At 54.0% G+C, this 15,781-nt stretch carries 17 protein-coding genes; 7 read left to right on the top strand and 10 right to left on the bottom strand.

From position 1 onward, the window contains the following. Nucleotides 1–111 precede the first annotated feature (111 nt). Both DFP94_RS16335 and DFP94_RS16330 read left to right on the top strand, forming a co-directional pair. Nucleotides 112–996 (top strand): helix-turn-helix domain-containing protein, encoded by an 885-nt coding sequence (locus tag DFP94_RS16335; protein WP_114497527.1) that lies wholly within the window; start codon nt 112–114, stop codon nt 994–996. Between the two features lie 117 nt (nt 997–1,113). Beyond that, the gene (locus tag DFP94_RS16330; RefSeq protein WP_114497526.1) at nt 1,114–2,397 is read left to right on the top strand and encodes a glycoside hydrolase family 27 protein; all 1,284 of its coding nucleotides are present in this window, start codon (nt 1,114–1,116) and stop codon (nt 2,395–2,397) included. A gap of 107 nt (nt 2,398–2,504) precedes the next feature. On the opposite strand, the gene DFP94_RS16325 is transcribed toward DFP94_RS16330, so the two are convergent. The 8 genes from DFP94_RS16325 to DFP94_RS16290 form a co-directional block, all read right to left on the bottom strand. Next, a complete protein-coding gene (locus DFP94_RS16325) occupies nt 2,505–3,371 on the bottom strand; it encodes a DUF6544 family protein (RefSeq protein WP_245954882.1) in 867 nt (288 codons plus the stop codon). Further along, nucleotides 3,349–3,825, bottom strand: a complete 477-nt coding sequence (locus DFP94_RS16320; protein ID WP_114497524.1) for a MarR family winged helix-turn-helix transcriptional regulator — start codon at nt 3,823–3,825, stop codon at nt 3,349–3,351. Before DFP94_RS16320 ends, DFP94_RS16325 begins: the two co-directional genes overlap by 23 nt. Nucleotides 3,826–3,928: 103 nt before the next feature. Beyond that, on the bottom strand, nt 3,929–4,849 hold the full coding sequence (locus DFP94_RS16315) for a response regulator (RefSeq protein WP_114497523.1): 921 nt from the start codon (nt 4,847–4,849) through the stop codon (nt 3,929–3,931). Between the two features lie 3 nt (nt 4,850–4,852). Further along, nucleotides 4,853–6,139 carry a sensor histidine kinase gene (locus DFP94_RS16310; RefSeq protein ID WP_114497522.1) on the bottom strand — a complete coding sequence of 429 codons (1,287 nt, stop codon included), beginning with the start codon at nt 6,137–6,139 and terminating at the stop codon, nt 4,853–4,855. Between the two features lie 169 nt (nt 6,140–6,308). Beyond that, nucleotides 6,309–6,959 (bottom strand): amino acid ABC transporter permease, encoded by a 651-nt coding sequence (locus DFP94_RS16305; protein WP_114497521.1) that lies wholly within the window; start codon nt 6,957–6,959, stop codon nt 6,309–6,311. A gap of 22 nt (nt 6,960–6,981) precedes the next feature. Then, the gene (locus DFP94_RS16300) at nt 6,982–7,632 is read right to left on the bottom strand and encodes an amino acid ABC transporter permease (RefSeq protein WP_114497520.1); all 651 of its coding nucleotides are present in this window, start codon (nt 7,630–7,632) and stop codon (nt 6,982–6,984) included. A 119-nt stretch (nt 7,633–7,751) separates the two neighbouring features. Then, complete coding sequence (locus DFP94_RS16295) at nt 7,752–8,555, bottom strand: glutamate ABC transporter substrate-binding protein (protein ID WP_114497519.1); 804 nt, start codon at nt 8,553–8,555, stop codon at nt 7,752–7,754. Nucleotides 8,556–8,569: 14 nt separating this feature from the next. Beyond that, entirely contained in the window at nt 8,570–9,298 is a 729-nt protein-coding gene (locus DFP94_RS16290) for an amino acid ABC transporter ATP-binding protein (protein WP_114497518.1), read from the bottom strand. Between the two features lie 299 nt (nt 9,299–9,597). Here DFP94_RS16290 and DFP94_RS16285 point away from each other — a divergent pair, with 299 nt between their 5' ends. Then, nucleotides 9,598–10,146: an RNA polymerase sigma factor gene (locus tag DFP94_RS16285; RefSeq protein WP_114497517.1), complete on the top strand. Its 549-nt coding sequence runs from the start codon at nt 9,598–9,600 to the stop codon at nt 10,144–10,146. After that, nucleotides 10,139–11,431: a DUF4179 domain-containing protein gene (locus DFP94_RS16280; protein WP_114497516.1), complete on the top strand. Its 1,293-nt coding sequence runs from the start codon at nt 10,139–10,141 to the stop codon at nt 11,429–11,431. Before DFP94_RS16285 ends, DFP94_RS16280 begins: the two co-directional genes overlap by 8 nt. A 141-nt stretch (nt 11,432–11,572) precedes the next feature. Here DFP94_RS16280 and DFP94_RS16275 read toward each other — a convergent pair whose 3' ends face one another. Beyond that, nucleotides 11,573–11,764 carry a hypothetical protein gene (locus tag DFP94_RS16275; protein WP_114497515.1) on the bottom strand — a complete coding sequence of 64 codons (192 nt, stop codon included), beginning with the start codon at nt 11,762–11,764 and terminating at the stop codon, nt 11,573–11,575. A 292-nt stretch (nt 11,765–12,056) separates the two neighbouring features. Between DFP94_RS16275 and DFP94_RS16270 the strand changes: the two genes are divergently transcribed. The 3 genes from DFP94_RS16270 (at nt 12,057) to DFP94_RS26075 (ending at nt 15,232) form a co-directional block, all read left to right on the top strand. After that, a complete protein-coding gene (locus DFP94_RS16270) occupies nt 12,057–13,181 on the top strand; it encodes a DUF4261 domain-containing protein (protein ID WP_181873178.1) in 1,125 nt (374 codons plus the stop codon). A 213-nt stretch (nt 13,182–13,394) separates the two neighbouring features. Continuing rightward, on the top strand, nt 13,395–14,537 hold the full coding sequence (locus DFP94_RS26080; protein ID WP_114497514.1) for a carbohydrate binding domain-containing protein: 1,143 nt from the start codon (nt 13,395–13,397) through the stop codon (nt 14,535–14,537). A gap of 23 nt (nt 14,538–14,560) precedes the next feature. Continuing rightward, nucleotides 14,561–15,232, top strand: coding sequence for an S-layer homology domain-containing protein (locus DFP94_RS26075; protein WP_114497513.1), 672 nt, complete (start codon nt 14,561–14,563; stop codon nt 15,230–15,232). A 67-nt stretch (nt 15,233–15,299) separates the two neighbouring features. Here the strand turns inward: DFP94_RS26075 and DFP94_RS16255 are convergent, their stop codons facing one another. Continuing rightward, nucleotides 15,300–15,524, bottom strand: a complete 225-nt coding sequence (locus DFP94_RS16255; protein ID WP_114497512.1) for a hypothetical protein — start codon at nt 15,522–15,524, stop codon at nt 15,300–15,302. Nucleotides 15,525–15,781 lie beyond the last annotated feature (257 nt).

The following is a 15,781-nucleotide window of genomic DNA, read 5'->3' as shown; positions in this document are numbered from 1 at the left end:
GCTTTGGAATCGATTCATCACGGGCGGTCGATACGCATTTGGCAGGGATGACAAGAAGAATCGCTACCCTTAGAATAATAGACGTCATGTGTACGGAAGGGAGAATATGAGATGATCCAGACTTCTGAATATGGTACCTACGGCTTCCGGTTCGCCGATTCCCCGGAGCTGCCTCTTTGCGGTTTATTCGCCGTCGGACGGGAACGGGAAGCCGAGACTTCTTATCGATGGGACGGCTTGACGCGCGATGACGGACCTCTTCTACTCTTCCAGTATACGCTGGCGGGCGAAGGTGTCGTCGAAATTGGGGAGCGAAAAGAAGTCGTCGACGCAGGCCGAGCCTTTCTCGTCGACATCCCTGGCGATCACCGCTACTACTTACCGGCGGACAAGCCGGAATGGGCTTTTTATTTTCTGTTGTTTCGGCCTCGTCTCGTACAGCCCGCTTGGGACATCATCAAGGACAAGCTTGGAGATGTGGCTGATCTGCCGGCGGGCAGCGCCCCGATCCGGAAGTTGCGGGAAATTTTCGAAGATGCGCGCGAAGGCAAAATTGGAGAGCCATATACGGCATCCTCCCATGTATATCAATTTGTCATGGAACTCGCCCGCTTCGCTTCCTCTCCCGACCGGGAGCAAAATACGTGGCCGACTGCCATTCGCTCGGCTGTTCGCTTCATCGATACGAACTACGCCGGGATGATCGGCCAGGCGCAGTTGGCCGAGGAATCCGGGCTGTCCAAATACCACTTCCTCCGGACGTTCTCCCGCTATGTCGGCCTGACGCCGAACGATTATCTGAATCGTGTGCGGATCGAACGTTCCGTTGAATTGCTAAACCGCACCGACTGGAATATTGAAGCCATTGCTTCCGCCGTCGGATATTCGAGTGGCAGTTATTTTATCAAAGTATTCCGTAAACTGACCGGCCAGACGCCGGGCCAATTCCGGGAAGGCCAGCAGCTTCCGTATAGCCGCCTTTTCTTCGATAGGTAACTAAACAGCAATTTCGTACTATTTATCGTTCAAAATTACGGTGTTCAACTTGATCCAGCGGCTTTATGATGAGGACACAACCGCAAATATTTCTCTTTGGATAAGGAGTGTGTCCCATTGAATCCTCACTTGATCGCCCCGACGCCGCCGATGGGCTGGAACAGTTGGGATTGCTACGGAGCCGCCGTGACGGAGAAAGAAGTCCGCGCCAATGCCGAATATATGGCGAAGCATCTGAAGGATTTCGGATGGGAGTACGTCATCGTCGATATCCAATGGTACGAGCCGGGAGCCGTCTCCTCGCAGTACCGTCCGTTCGTACCGCTCGAGATGGACGATTTCTCGCGATTGATGCCTGCCGCAAACCGATTCCCGTCCGCAGCGGATGGTCAAGGCTTCAAGCCGCTCGCCGACTACGTTCACGGTCTCGGACTCAAATTCGGCATCCATATCATGCGGGGCATCCCGCGGCAAGCCGTGCATGCCGCCACGCCGATCAAAGGCGCCTTCGTGACCGCGCGCGACATCGTGCACCCGAACTCGATCTGCCCGTGGAACACCGATATGTACGGCATAGACACCTCGAAGGAAGGCGCGCAATCCTACTACGATTCGCTGTTCGAGTTGTACGCGAAGTGGGGTATCGATTTCGTCAAGGTTGACGATATTGCCGCATCGCGGCTGTACGATATCCATCTCCCTGAGATCGCCATGATCAGGGAGGCGATCTACCGCAGTGGCCGGCCGATGACGCTGAGCCTGTCCCCGGGACCGGCCCCGCTCGAGCACGCGGACTTCCTGGAGCGGAACGCCAACATGTGGCGGATGACCGACGACTTCTGGGATTTGTGGGAGCCGCTGCTCGACATGTTCGACCGTTGCGAGAAGTGGCAGGGCCGGACAGGGCCGGGACATTGGCCCGATTGCGACATGCTTCCGCTCGGGCATATCGGCATCCGTTCGGTGGACGGAGGCGGTTCAGACCGTTGGACGCGCTTTACAAAGGACGAGCAGGTGGCGATGATGACGCTCTGGACGCTATTCCGCTCGCCGCTGTTCTTCGGCGGGGAACTGAATGACAATGACGACTGGACGCTGTCGCTGCTCACTAATCGCGATGTACTCGCCATGCATAGGGACGGAGTGGAAGCAAGGCAAGTATATCGAAACGGCGACCGTATCGTCTGGACTTCGAAGGGTCCGGAAAACGTCACCTACGTCGCGTTGTTTAATACCGGCACTACACCTCTCCAGGTCAGCGTCATGCTGGATGAGCTCGGATGGAGCGGTGGCGCCCCTTCGGCGTTCGATATGTGGGCTTCGGAAGCACTCGGAACGATCGGGGAACGCCTGGATCTGGAGGTCGCCTCACATGGGGCAAGACTGATCCGGCTATCTTAGGAACTTAGTCAAAATGCCATTTGCAATGGTGAACGCTCAGGCTGTCGAGAAAATCCCAACAGCCTGAGCGCCTTTACATGCACTCACAAACTATAGCGCTAGGAATATCACTCAATCGCCAGATTATCGCTGTCAAAATAAATCAGGTCCCCGCTGTCATAATTCCAAACCGCTTGGAGCCGGGTCGGTTGCCTGATTCCATTGACGATCTTGTAGTCATCGAACTTCGCCGTCCAGCCAACTTGCTGAGTAGTGCCATCCGTCGCGATCACCGCCCGGTCATCGGTAGCAAACGAAAGCAGGGCTCCTTCCCTGCTGAACGTGAAAATACCGCTTGCCGAAATTCCGTAGCCGGATATCGTAGCTTTGGCATGGGTGTCGTCCATGGACTCCCAGGTGATATAGGGCTGTAAGGCAGCTTGGGGGATGAGGATTAGCGATTCCGACAGAACCGTCACCAGACAAGCCTTGTTCATCGCCTCGCCCGTTTGATTAAACAACGTGACCGTTTTGGCGAGTACGCCTTTCATACGGCCCCTTCCATCTACATAGGAATCAAACCCCTGAAACGGAATGCCGTACATCGCCGTATCGATAAAGGCCATCCGGACAGGCTCGCCGGCAAAATTATATTGGGTGTAGTCAATGGTTAGAGGCGGTTTGTCCGGAGACAACATAAAGTTCACCTGTTTAAAATTGGCCTTCACATACGGCCTCTTCGGCGTCCCCAAGTACCCGCTGTATTCAAAGTAACGCTTTACGGGCAGCGGCAAGCTCTCCAATTCTTCCTTCGTAAAAACATCGGGGCCCGCTCCCATATCCAGTCTACCTATATACTCCGCTGCCGTCCGATGAAATTCCGTCTTGGTTTTGGAATAGGGAATATTGAAAAAGACGACAACACCAAGAACGACAACGATGACGATCGCTCCGATCAGCCACATCGACCTTCTACCCCCGTTCCTCTTCCCCATGGTCATTCTCCATTCTTGCTATATTTTCAACCAGCCTGTTCAAGCCATGGTATATCCCGTTCGTGACTTCTTCATCAAACGCTTCGAACAGAGAGGCCATAAACCTTTCTTCCTGGTCCTTTCTGTTTTCAAAATAGGACAAACACTTCGGGGTGAGCCGAAGGCGGACGATTCTCGCATCCCGTGGATCCTTGGCGAGTTCCAGGAATCCCTGCTTCTCCAGAATGAGCGCCATCTTTTTGACGTTCTGCCTTGAATTTCCTGTCATCTCCGCCACCTCGCTGATCGTAGGCGACGGATTCTCGCACTTCATAATCACCGCGATCAGTAGCCACTGCTTCATCGTCATCTTCTCATCCAGCTTGTCGCCGAGCAGTTGCATGCGGTTGGCCAAGGTGAGGATGCCGCCGAAAATATAAGCTTGTTTCCTTTGCATCTCAAGTTCAGTAGACATCGTTACGAACCTCCCCACTCAAAAAAAGGTAACTAGTTACATATATAATACGTAACCAGTTACCTTTATGTCAATATCTATTCGCATCGTATGCCTGCCTTCTTTACGATCGCAACTGCTCCTGTACCTCCAGATACAGCACTTGCAAGAACTTCTTGATGTTCACCTTCACTTTGCCTCCGGTGCGGCCCTGCTCCATTTCCTTCATCTTCTGGCGGACATCCTCAAAGTCAAAATACAGCGGGGCATAGTATTCGAACTTGGGATGGCCGTAATCGGCGAGCCCGATCGAAGCCAAATGGGAGATCCCCGCCGTCAGGGCGCGGCGCAGACGCTGCTCGATCGCTTTGATTTCCTTGTCCAGGCCGGGCGTTCCCGCCATATCCTGTTTATATGAACAAGCGACGGCCGTATAGATTTCCCGCAACGGAGGAAAGCGCCCATCGCTGCGCCCCAGCAGGTATTCCATGATCGCGATCAGATCGCGGCAGCCGCTCTCGCCCACCATACCCATGCTCATCAGAATGGGCTGAACGACGTCCCTCGCCGTTCGGCGCGGCGCCGGGCCCGCGGCAAAGACGGCCGGAGCCGGATGTTGCAAGCCCTCCAGCTTCGTCAGGGTGGACCGGATCTCCGTCAAGTAGCGGGTCATCGTCCAGCGTTCGCTGACTTTGCGCAGCACGGACTCCACCTCGATCCGGTTGATCGGTTTGCGGATGAAGAACTCGATCCCGGTCCGGTAGGCCTGCCCGACCATGTCCTGGTTCTCGATCTGCGAGATCATCACGTATTTCGCGCCACAGCCCCGGCTTTGCAGCAGGGCAATCGTCTCGATGCCGTCCTGATCCGGCATCAGCAAATCCATCAGCACGACATCCGGCGACTGTTCCAGAATGAGGCGCGTTCCCTCTGCACCCCCCTCCGCCATGCCCACGACTTCGCCAAGGCTGCTGTCTTCGATGATATGCTGAAGCATCCGCCGTGTCCCCCGGTCATCATCCACAATGCAAAAAGAAAGCGCCATGGTTCAATCCCCCCTCTTGATCGAGCTTGTCGGAATCGATACTTTGAATACCGTACCCGTCCCTGAGACCGGGCTCATGATTTCGATCCTGCCGCCAAACGAATCCGTAATGTCCCGGACATGCGACAGTCCGATGCCCGTCGCCGCCGTTCCATCCTGGTCAAATTTGGTGGTAAAGCCGGGCTCAAAAGCGATATCCCGGTCGACTTCGGCCATCCCCCGCCCGTTATCCTGTACAACAAACCACGTCCGCTCCTGCACCTCATAAATCCGCAGCATCACGGTGCCTTCCTGCCTGATGGCCTCGACGGCGTTGGCGACGAGGTTATTCAGCAGCGTGAGCAGCGGAATATAGCGGGCCGTACGGAAATCGGCGGTGATCATCTGATCGAAGGAGATGGCCTTACCCAGCATCCCCGCATACTCCGCATTGCTTTTGAGACAAAAATCACCCATCTGGGAGAGCGTCATGTTGTTATCGGCGGATTCCAGCGCCGACAATTTCAACAGCCCGGCGAGAATGCGCTGGGAATCCTTCTTCACCTCGTGGATCTGCTGCGTAATATCCAGCAAGCGCCGGCTGTATCCGGTGTGTCCGCCGCTTTTGAGGTCGCGATAAAGCTCGTAGCTTCCGGCGGTCAACCGCTCCACCGTATCCACCGATTTCCGCAGATAAAACACTTCCCCGTACAGCCCCGACCCGAAGCTCAGCATCTGATCGACCCGCCGCTGCTGCTCCGCCTGAACGGCGCGCATCCGGTAAATCGCCATGCTGCTGTAAATGCCGGTCGTGAAATACGTACGGAGCACGGCGATCAGCGACAGGTAGGTCCATTCGCTCAAATGAAAAGAAGAGGTGCCCAGCACGAGCATCCGGGTCAGCAGCTCGGCCTCGTTGGAAATAAAGTCGGCGCATGCCGCCGCTCCGCCCAGCAGCAGAGGATGCACATGATCCAACCGGCGCACAAATTTCAACGCAGCCCCGAAGGCGACGTAATACACGGCCGCGGAGATATGATTGCAGAAGCTTTGCAAGAGAGGAACGTGATTCGGCCAGAGCACATCCAGCCCCACGCGAAAGAGCAGCACGACGATCCCGGTCAGTGCGCCCGTTTTCAGGCAGGGAAGGTCGCGAAGCATTAAGAGGAACAACAGAAACGCACTGCTTCCCAGCGCGATGCGAAAAATATCGCCGTCGAAGGGATTGATTTTGAATTCGCCGGCCACCGCCGTACCCGCGGCTACCAGCAGCATTTGAAACTTCCGGTTTCGGAGAAAGCTTGCCGTCATCTCTCTTCAACTCCCGCCGGTACTTCTCCCCAGGAGAAGGGAGCCGCCCCCGGTCAGACCGGGCACTCCCAACTAAGTTGGAACTATACTAGCATACTCCCTAATTTTTTCAATAAGCACCCTGACATCAGGTGTAACGCCAGGCCGCACGCCAGGCGTCCGCCAGCGCCTAGACTCCCTTATTCTCAAGCCTTCGGGACAGCAAGGACAATAAATAATTTACGGTAAAATAAATCGCCGCGCACAGCAGCAGTACCGGTATTGCATAGTTGTAGCTGTGTCCGATGATGATCTGCGCATTATGCATCAACTCGGCGAGGGCGATCGCCGTGGCCAGCGAAGTGTCCTTAAGCAGGGAAATGAACTGGCTCACGAGCGGCGGAATCATCCGCCGCAGCCCCTGTGGCAGCACGATATAACGCAGCGTTTGTACGCTACTAAGTCCCGAGGAACGGGCCGCTTCGACCTGCCCTTTCGGAATCGAGTTCAGCCCGCCGCGGACCACCTCCGAGATCATCGCCATCTCAAACACGGTCAGCGCGGCGATCGCCGCCCCCTCCGGCCCCAACCGGAGCCCGAGATCCGGCAGCGCAAACCGGCTGAACAAAATAATGAGCAGCAGCGGCAAATTCCGCAGCAGCTCCACCAATACCGCCAGCACCGGGGACAGCACCGGCACCCGGGCATACCGGATGATGCCGATGAGCGTGCCCAGCGTGAAGCTGAGGATGATCGAGATGAGCGCGATTTTTAAAGTAATCAACAGCCCCTGCAGCAAAAAGATCAAGAAATCGCCTGAATACGCGCCTGCAAAATCCATAATTCCCGCCTCCTTCTACCGCTTAGTCATGTCTGGCCAGCTTCCGTTCCAGAACTCTGGAGCCGTAGCTGAGCGGGAGCGTGATGATCAGATAAAAGAGTGCAACGAACAGATAAGTGTTAATCGTATCGAACGTTTCTGTCGCCACGATATCGCCGTAGTACATCAGGTCAAAACCGGCGACTATGCTCAGGATAGACGAATTTTTGACCAGATTGATGAACTGGTTGCTCAGCGGCGGAATGACCAGCTTGATCGCCTGGGGCAAAATCACATAGAACATCGTCTGCACATAAGTCAGCCCGGAGGAGCGGGCCGCTTCGGTTTGTCCTTTCGGCACGGCCATAATGCCCGCCCGGATCGCCTCCGCAATAAAAGACGACGTATACACGGCTAGGCCCATCGTCCCCGAAGCAAACCCGCTCAAGGTGATCCCCAGCGAGGGCAGTCCCAAATAGAAGAGGAACACGACCAACAGCAGCGGAATATTGCGAAAAAATTCCACGTAAGCCGTGCCGAACCAGACCAATGGGCGCGACCGGGTCATCCGGAACACGGCGATGATCGTCCCCAGGATGAAACTCCCCGCCAGGCCCAGCAGGCTGGCCCAAATCGTATTCATGAATCCTTGCATAAAAAGCCCGATATTATCGCTCAACAGTGAAAAATCCATAGAATGTCACCCCTCGGAATTGAAAAGAAAGGATGGCTGCGGCAACTCCCGTCCATCCTTTCCTTTACAAGCGTTAGCGTTCGGATCGATTCACTCCGGATGCCTGACAAGCGAATAGCTTATTCGGCAGGCTTCTTCCCGATCCATTTTTCGTAAATCGCATCGTACTCGCCGTTCTCGTGCATCTCTTTCAGCGCGTCGTTCACCGCCTGCACCAGATCGCTGTTACCCTTCTGAATCGCAATGCCGTACGGTTCGTCCGTGAACGGTTCGCCGACCACTTCGTAGTTCGGATCCTGCGCAGCCATCCCGTACAGAATCGCGTCATCCGTCGTCAACGCATCGCCTTGACCGGCTTTCAGCGCGCTGAACGCATCCTGGTAGTTGTCGAACTCCAGTACCGTCACGCCGGGCACCTTTTCCTTGATGTTCTTGACGGAAGTCGCGCCCTTCGAGCTCATCACCTTCGTATCGGCGGTCACGTCTTCAATGCCCTTGATCGGGCTGCCCTTCTTCACCAGCAGCGACTGGCCGGCTTGAAAATAAACGTCGGAGAAGTCCACTTCCTTCTTGCGCTCCTCCGTGATCGTCATCGTCGCCACAACCATGTCGATCTCGCTGTTGTTCAGCATCGGAATCCGCGTCTTGGACGTCACTTCCTTGAACTCGACCTTATTCTCGTCGCCCAAAATACGCTTCGCTAGCTGCTTCGAAATATCGATGTCGAACCCTTCCACATTGCCGCTCGACGGATCCTTCAGCCCGAACAGCTTCGTGTCGAACTTCACGCCGACGACCAGCTTGCCGCGATCCTTGATGGCGCCGAGACCCCCTTCTTCTTTCTTGTTCCCGCAACCGGCCAGCACCGTCATCGCCAGACATAAGGCCATGCCGAGCGAGATCATTTTCCAATGTTTTTTCATGGGTTCATCTCCTTTTAATGGCTTAGCAATCTGCCGAGAAACGTCTTTAGCCGCTCTTCCCGCGGATAGCCGAAGAACTCTTCCGGCGCGCTTTCCTCCAAAATCTGCCCTTGGTCCATAAACACCACCCGGTCGGCCACCTCGCGGGCAAAGCCCATCTCGTGCGTCACGACGACCATCGTCATGCCTTCGCGGGCCAGCGCCTTCATGACGTCCAGTACCTCGCCGACCATCTCCGGATCCAGCGCCGAAGTCGGCTCGTCGAACAGCATGATCTTCGGTTTCATCGCCAGCCCCCGGGCGATCGCCACCCGCTGCTGCTGCCCGCCGGACAACTGGGAAGGATAGGCCTTCGCCTTGTCGGCGATCCCGACCTTTTCCAGATAGTACATGGCCGTCTCCGCCGCCTCTTGCTTGGGTGTTCCCAACACCTTGACCGGTGCCAGCGTAATGTTGTCGATCACCTTCATATGGGGGTACAGATTGAAGTGCTGGAACACCATCCCGATATCCCGCCGCACCTCATTGATATCCGCCTTCCGGTCATTCACCTGAATCCCGTTCACCGTCAGCTCGCCGCTCGTGATACTCTCCAGCCGGTTTATGCAGCGCAGCATCGTGCTTTTCCCGGACCCGGAAGGACCCACGACGACCACTACTTCCCCTTCATCCACTGTCAGATCGATGTTTTTCAGGACATGAAAATGCCCGTAATGCTTCTCTACCTGATGAAAATGAATCAGCTCAAGTCCCCCCTCCGGATTGAAGCGATATGTCTGGCAAGCAACCCATGTTATGATTTGTAACGTGTTATACCCACAGTAATAGGCCGACTACGAAATCCTACGGAATCCTACGGAGGAATTTCTTTAAAATTGCGATAACTGTTTATTATGAGCGTGATAAGGACACTTGGAAGCGCTGGCAGTAACGAGGGATGGCAGGTCGGTGGCAGGGAGAAGGCGAATCGGGCAAAATATTATTAATAACAAATGAACTTTTCCCCGGGGTCAGGACTCTTATAAGGGAGAGAGGTGAAGCCATGAGTGCCGTCCGGCAGATTAAACAAGCTAAAAAAGGAAATAAAGAGGCCTTGCTTCAACTGATTCTGGCCGATAAAGACGCCTACTACCGGCTGGCTCTCACCTATATGGGAAATGAGCATGACGCGATGGATGCGATGGAGGAAATGATCGTCCTGCTGTATGAGCGGATTCACCAACTAAGAGATGTAGATGCTTTTTATAGCTGGAGCAAGACCATTCTGGTCAATATCTGCAAAGCGTTGCTGCGCAAACGGCAAAAACTTGTCCTGCTGGAGGATTTACAAGCTGCGGATGGAGCGGATTCAAGCAGTCACTCCCTTACGAACGATCCCTACAAGATCAGCGACCAACAGATGCATCTTCAAGAGTTGCTGCAACAATTAAGCGAGCCGCAAAAAGAAGTCATCCAATTGAAATATTTTCATGATCTCGATTACGCGACGATTGCCGATCTGACGGAGGTTCCGGTGGGAACCGTGAAATCAAGGGTTTTTCAGGGATTAAAGAAGCTAAGAGAGCTATATGGGAGGGATGTCGATGAATAAGATCGAGGAACGGTTAGCGGAGGAGAAGAAGGCGATGGACTCCATTACCGCACCGGAAGACCTGGAAATGAGACTCCGAAAAGCCCTGGATTCCGCCCCCTTACGAACTAAAAAGACAGTTCCGGCGATTTGGAAAGCTGCGGCGGCCGTGTTGTTATTTATTGCGGTTCTGGGATCGAACTACCCTGCGTTTGCCTATTACGGCAAGCAATTGCTCGGGTTCGACGGGTTGATTAGCGGTACGCTGCAGGATCTCAACGATCAGGGAAAGGGGCAATCTGTCGAAAAAAAGATGACCCTTGAAGACGGAACCGAACTCACCATTGACGGACTCATGGCGGATGCAAACCAATTCATCCTGTTTTACACCTTGACCAATCCCAAGGGGATATCGGATGCGGCGGCAACCGGACTATTCAGCCCGGCAAAAATAACCGGGTTCCTGAGTGACTCTTTCGTGGAATCCGGCGCTTCCGAGATGAATAACGGGCATACCGAGATCAAAGGCATGTTCACCTTCGAGCCCGTCAGTCCGTTCGCGAAAAAATTAACGCTGCAGTTCCGGCAGCTGCTGCCGGACAAACCTGTGAAGGACAGTGAGCTGACTTTTGCCTATGATCCCAACAAGGCCATGCAAACCGAGGTCAAGCAGCGCATCCGCAAAACGCTGAAAGTCGACCGGGGCACGATTACTTTTCAATCGATCACGGCCACCCCTACGATGACGACCATCAAGGGAACCCTGGATATCGACAACTTCGACCGGATTCGCTCAGCCCTGGAAGGTGTTGAATTGATAGCCAACGGAAAGCCGGTGACCCAAACCGGCAGCGGTCGCCAGTCCTCGTATGCAGGCATGAAATTTGATATCCGCTACGACGCGCTCCCTCCGGATCTGGAGTCGTTGGAGCTGGTCATCAAGGAATTCGTCGGGTATCGGAAACTGGACCTCAACCTCCCCCTTCCTTCCCCTGCCGATCAACCAGTGTTACTGGAAGACAAGGAATTATGGATAAAAAAAGTGGCTGCGACCTCGCAAGGCATCGAGATCACGATAGCCACCGAACAGGACGTAATGCTGGATGGCGTGTCCATCGGGGCGAACGGCGAGAATATCCCGCTGAACACGACCTTGAATCAACATGATGCCACGCTGCCGGACGGAACCATTCTAAAGGAGCGCACCCTGTTGTTCGACTCTTCCGTCCAGCCGGATCAGCTTATCATCAAAGGAATGCATTACATGAAGGAATACGATATGAACATCGGGATTCCTGTGGATTAATGTCATAACCGCATTTGCCTTAAACATGCATCATACGGCCTCTTCACGAACAAGGACCCGCTCGGCGAGCAGGTCCTTGTTCGTGTCAGATCACATTTTTTTAATCATCGCGTTCCGCGGCTTAGCTATGGCTTACCATTCTCATTCCTGTTCCGCATTATAGTTGGTCTTGTCATCAAGTATGGACTCCGGGTACTCCATCGTATCTGTAGTCGTTTCCTCGATTAATCCGTTGTCCAGGGTCACATTGCCGCCCCCCAGTCCTTCGTTGACCATTCTGTCTATATCCAGGAAGCGGTCTTCTCTATCCTCGTGCTGATCCTTGTTTGCCATCCCTGCACCCACTCCTCTACAATTTCCGAACCGTATAAGTTTGCCCGGATCAGGAGCTATAATTGCACGTCGGAGAGAGAAAAAAGACCGGGATCCGCTATTACGATTTCCGGTCTTTTTTGGGTTTCTTAAGCGGGATAGAACTAGAATTCGGAATCTCCGCTCACGGTTTCCACGAACCAGGCTGCGCCTCTGTGCGATGTCCCCGTTTTCAGAGCGTTGAATTGCACTCTATTGATTGGTAGAATATAACTTTATAGGACCATACTTCTATATAAAGGGAGAGAAAATAATGACAGCCCAACGGCAAGCGGCAACGCAGTCCATGATCAACTGGCTGGCAGATGAGCACGAGCTCGGCCGGAAGCCCAGCAAGATCGAAATCGCAGGCGAATTTGATTTGCACAACATGCACTACTACATATTCAAGTATAAGAAGACCATGCTAGGAAAATGGCTCCTCGGCGTCTGCGGCGGCTATGACCACCCTTCCGATACCGAGCATTGCGGCCATGTGTTTAGTGAAATGCAGCCCTATGACCCGGCGACAGCGGAGCAAGAATCCATCAAAATTGTAGAAATGATTCGCGAATACTGGATGAAGCAGGCGGCGGCCATTGAGGCCGAGCAAGCGCAAGACGACGAAACCGAGTCGCAGAACGATTCATCCGGGATTTTCAACGGATTCGTGCTACTGAATTCCTCCGAATGCGATCTGGAGCAAATCAAGAGCAACCTGTTGAAGGATTGGAACATTGTCTATCCGTCAGGGGAGGACGAACGCGAATCCAGGGAGCATGAAGGAATCCTGGTCTTTGATATGGACGGCTTCACTTTGGCCGTCAGCTTCGTCGATGCCCCCGTCCCGGACGGCGAGGCCGAACATTACGCGCAGGGAAACTATCTCTGGCCCGAGGGCGCGGACGTGGTCAAGACCCACGTAGCCCAAATCATCCTCGCGGTCTTTACCCGCACCGGTTCCCCGCTCGACAGCGGCAAAATGTACGTCAAGCTGGCCGCCAGTTGCCTGAAATTGCCCAATGCGGTAGGTCTCTATTCATCCGGCACCGTCTTTGAGCCCGAAATGTTTTTGCGGATGGCCGAAATCATCAAGTCCGATGACGACTTCCCTCTGCTGAATCTTGTCCATTTTGGCTTGGTCCGTACGGAATCCGGCCTGAACGGATACACCTATGGCCTGAAGCCGTTCGGCAAAGAGGAGATCGAAATTCTCGACAGTCAGGCCGACCCGGCCGATCTGCGCGAATTCCTGATGGATATTTCAAGTTATGTCGTGGAGCAAAACGTCACCCTGCGAAACGGGGAAACGATCGGTTTCACAGCGGAACAGAAACTGCCGATTACACGTTCGGAAGGCGTCTACGTTAACGGAGAGAGTTTGAAGATCGGCTTTTGATTAGTTGAAAATCCGTCGCCAAGGCATCGGTCCCCTTCTGGGATCGGCGCCTTTTTAAATTTATATAAGAAAAGTACGAAACAATCTTTAATTTCGAGTAAGACGGTGCTTCCCCGCCGATGGTATCATTTGGGCGTGAAAGGAGGACTCACGCTAATAAATGTAAGCGCTTTACCTATTTCGACAAATTTTCTTACAGGGGGAGTGCAATGAATGCGTAAAATGATTAAACAAGCCATCTCGGTCTCCATCGCCGTAGCCTTGCTGATTCCGTCAGGCTGGTTTGCCCAGAATGCGGGAGCTGCGGTTGCGGCTGCGGATGAAGCGGTAACGGTTTTCCACGAAACGTTTGCGAACGGCGCGGGGGTTGCAGGTCAATCAGGCGGCGCAAAACTTACGCCCGTCACCGGGAAAGCTTTTGACGGCAATGATGACGGGGCGGCACTGTATGTGAGCAATAGAGTTAACAACTGGGACGCGGCGGATTTCAAATTCAGCGGCCTCGGCTTGGAAAACGGCAAAACCTATACGGTGACCGCGGCCGTCTATGTGGATGTTGACGAGACTGTGCCCGATGGCGCAAAAGCTGCGCTTCAAACCGTTGAAAGTTATGAAAACTATGCGGAAGCAAGCTATGAAGCCGGCAAGGCCGTCATTTTGACGAAGGAATTCACGGTAGATACGAGTAAGGACAAGGCCTTGCGCATTAACTCGAACGCGGATGGAAAAGTGGTGCCGTATTACATCGGCGACGTGCGCATCACCGAGAAAGTGACCTCCGGCGGTGGTGAAGAACCGCCTAGAGACCCTGCATTGGACTTTGCCACCATTGCCTTTGAGGATCAAACGGCAGGCGGCTTTGAGGGCCGGGGCGGTGTTGAAACGCTGACCGTCACCGATGAGGCCAACCATACCGAAGGCGGTTCTTATGCCTTGAAGGTGGAAGGCCGCGCTAAAGATTGGCACGGGCCGTCATTACGTGTGGAGAAATATGTGGATAAGGGCAGTGAGTATAAAGTTACGGCCTGGGTCAAGCTGATCGGTCCCTCAAGCTCCCAGATTCAATTGGCTTCGCAGATCGGCGAAGGAAGCAGCGCGAATTACCCCGAACTTGCCAAGAAAGCAGTCAGTATCAGCGACGGCTGGGTTATGCTGGAGGGGACCTACCGTTACAGCAGCGTTGGAAACGAGTATTTAACGATCTATTTGCAGAGCCCTAGTGCGGATACAGCCTTTTATATCGACGACATCAGCTTTGAAAAGCTGGAATCGGAACCGATTGAAATCCAGAAAGACCTGACTCCGATCAAAAACGCGTACCAAAATGATTTCCTCCCTACACGCCATCTGCCGTAGAGCTCGGCAATCCGGACGCCCTCGTGATATGGGCCATCGATGGCAAAGGCAACGCGACCGCCATCCCGAATGGCCGATATGATGCGGCAACCGGGGCGGTTGTTTTCCAAACGACCGATTTGGGAACCTATGCGGTTGCCTATGTATCGAAAACATATGGGGACCTGCAAAACGTGCCATGGGCCAAACAGGCCATCGACGCCTTGGCCGCTCGCGACGTGATCCGCGGAACCTCCGAGAACGGCTACTCCCCTGCCGCTTCCATCAAGCGGGCGGACTTCATCGCCCTGCTTGTCGGTGGCCTAGAATTGAAAGGCACGCCTCAAGGGGAAGCGGCAACGTTCAGCGATGTCCAGCCGAAATCTTATTATAGCGATGAACTGGTCATCGCGAAGGGGCTGGGCATCGTCAACGGCTACGCGGACAATACGTTCAAACCGAACAGCCCGATCTCCCGCCAGGAGATGATGGTGCTGACGGCTCGCGCGCTGGCGGCCGCCGGCAAGCAAGCCGAAGGCAGCGCCGCTTTGGAGTCTTATTCGGACGCGGCGCAAATTGCCGATTTCGCCAAAAGCAGCGCGGCAGCCCTAGTGAAATCCGGCATCATTAACGGCAAGGACGGCAAGATTGCGCCGACCGAGGCGCTCACCCGCGCCGAAGCGGCCGTGGTTTTGTACCGGATCTGGAAGCTGTAATTAGAACCGCACAGTTATGAACAAAGAACCCGTTCATTTGAGCGGGTTCTTACTGTTCGAGCAACGCTCAAGATTCAACATCTTCTCCAAGACTCTCCAGCGCCGTAAAGAACACATCCAGAAGCTCCCTATCAAAATTCGCTTTTACATAGTCCGCCATCCGGTCCAACTCTTCCTTGCTCTCATATTCCAGGCAGGCGCGGCCTTCGCACCATAACACCGAACATTTGAATTTTTGCTTCAACAGTTCAATTATGTAATCCTGATCCACCCCTTCACGAACGCCCGCCATGTTTCGTTCCGCCTCCTCTCATTCAATTTTGCATTTTATTTTTGCGCCCTCACTGTAACTGAAGCTCATACCGAATCTACTAAGGCCCCAGCTCCTGAAGCCACTCTTGGAAATGATGCAATAATACAGCAATTTAGGGTGATTCCTCGTACCTCAAGCAAAAATCCTGCAAATGTACATCTTTTCGCTCGAAATTGCCTCTGATCCATACATGCCAATAAAAAATAGTGCACTTTTGCAGCAATTTGCTTTGCTTC

Origin of the sequence: Fontibacillus phaseoli, from assembly GCF_003337355.1 — a bacterium.
In the GTDB taxonomy this organism is placed as follows: domain Bacteria; phylum Bacillota; class Bacilli; order Paenibacillales; family Paenibacillaceae; genus Fontibacillus; species Fontibacillus phaseoli.
This window is presented reverse-complemented; position numbering and strand designations above follow the sequence as displayed.

What these genes read in the sequence shown, in the direction of transcription:
- DFP94_RS16335 (WP_114497527.1), top strand. Translation starts at nt 112, where the DNA reads ATGATCCAGACTTCTGAATATGGTACCTACGGCTTCCGGTTCGCCGAT.
- DFP94_RS16325 (WP_245954882.1), bottom strand. Translation starts at nt 3,371, where the DNA reads ATGGGGAAGAGGAACGGGGGTAGAAGGTCGATGTGGCTGATCGGAGCG.
- DFP94_RS16320 (WP_114497524.1), bottom strand. Translation starts at nt 3,825, where the DNA reads ATGTCTACTGAACTTGAGATGCAAAGGAAACAAGCTTATATTTTCGGC.
- DFP94_RS16315 (WP_114497523.1), bottom strand. Translation starts at nt 4,849, where the DNA reads ATGGCGCTTTCTTTTTGCATTGTGGATGATGACCGGGGGACACGGCGG.
- DFP94_RS16310 (WP_114497522.1), bottom strand. Translation starts at nt 6,139, where the DNA reads ATGACGGCAAGCTTTCTCCGAAACCGGAAGTTTCAAATGCTGCTGGTA.
- DFP94_RS16305 (WP_114497521.1), bottom strand. Translation starts at nt 6,959, where the DNA reads ATGGATTTTGCAGGCGCGTATTCAGGCGATTTCTTGATCTTTTTGCTG.
- DFP94_RS16300 (WP_114497520.1), bottom strand. Translation starts at nt 7,632, where the DNA reads ATGGATTTTTCACTGTTGAGCGATAATATCGGGCTTTTTATGCAAGGA.
- DFP94_RS16295 (WP_114497519.1), bottom strand. Translation starts at nt 8,555, where the DNA reads ATGAAAAAACATTGGAAAATGATCTCGCTCGGCATGGCCTTATGTCTG.
- DFP94_RS16285 (WP_114497517.1), top strand. Translation starts at nt 9,598, where the DNA reads ATGAGTGCCGTCCGGCAGATTAAACAAGCTAAAAAAGGAAATAAAGAG.
- DFP94_RS16280 (WP_114497516.1), top strand. Translation starts at nt 10,139, where the DNA reads ATGAATAAGATCGAGGAACGGTTAGCGGAGGAGAAGAAGGCGATGGAC.
- DFP94_RS16275 (WP_114497515.1), bottom strand. Translation starts at nt 11,764, where the DNA reads ATGGCAAACAAGGATCAGCACGAGGATAGAGAAGACCGCTTCCTGGAT.
- DFP94_RS16270 (WP_181873178.1), top strand. Translation starts at nt 12,057, where the DNA reads ATGACAGCCCAACGGCAAGCGGCAACGCAGTCCATGATCAACTGGCTG.
- DFP94_RS26080 (WP_114497514.1), top strand. Translation starts at nt 13,395, where the DNA reads ATGCGTAAAATGATTAAACAAGCCATCTCGGTCTCCATCGCCGTAGCC.
- DFP94_RS16255 (WP_114497512.1), bottom strand. Translation starts at nt 15,524, where the DNA reads ATGGCGGGCGTTCGTGAAGGGGTGGATCAGGATTACATAATTGAACTG.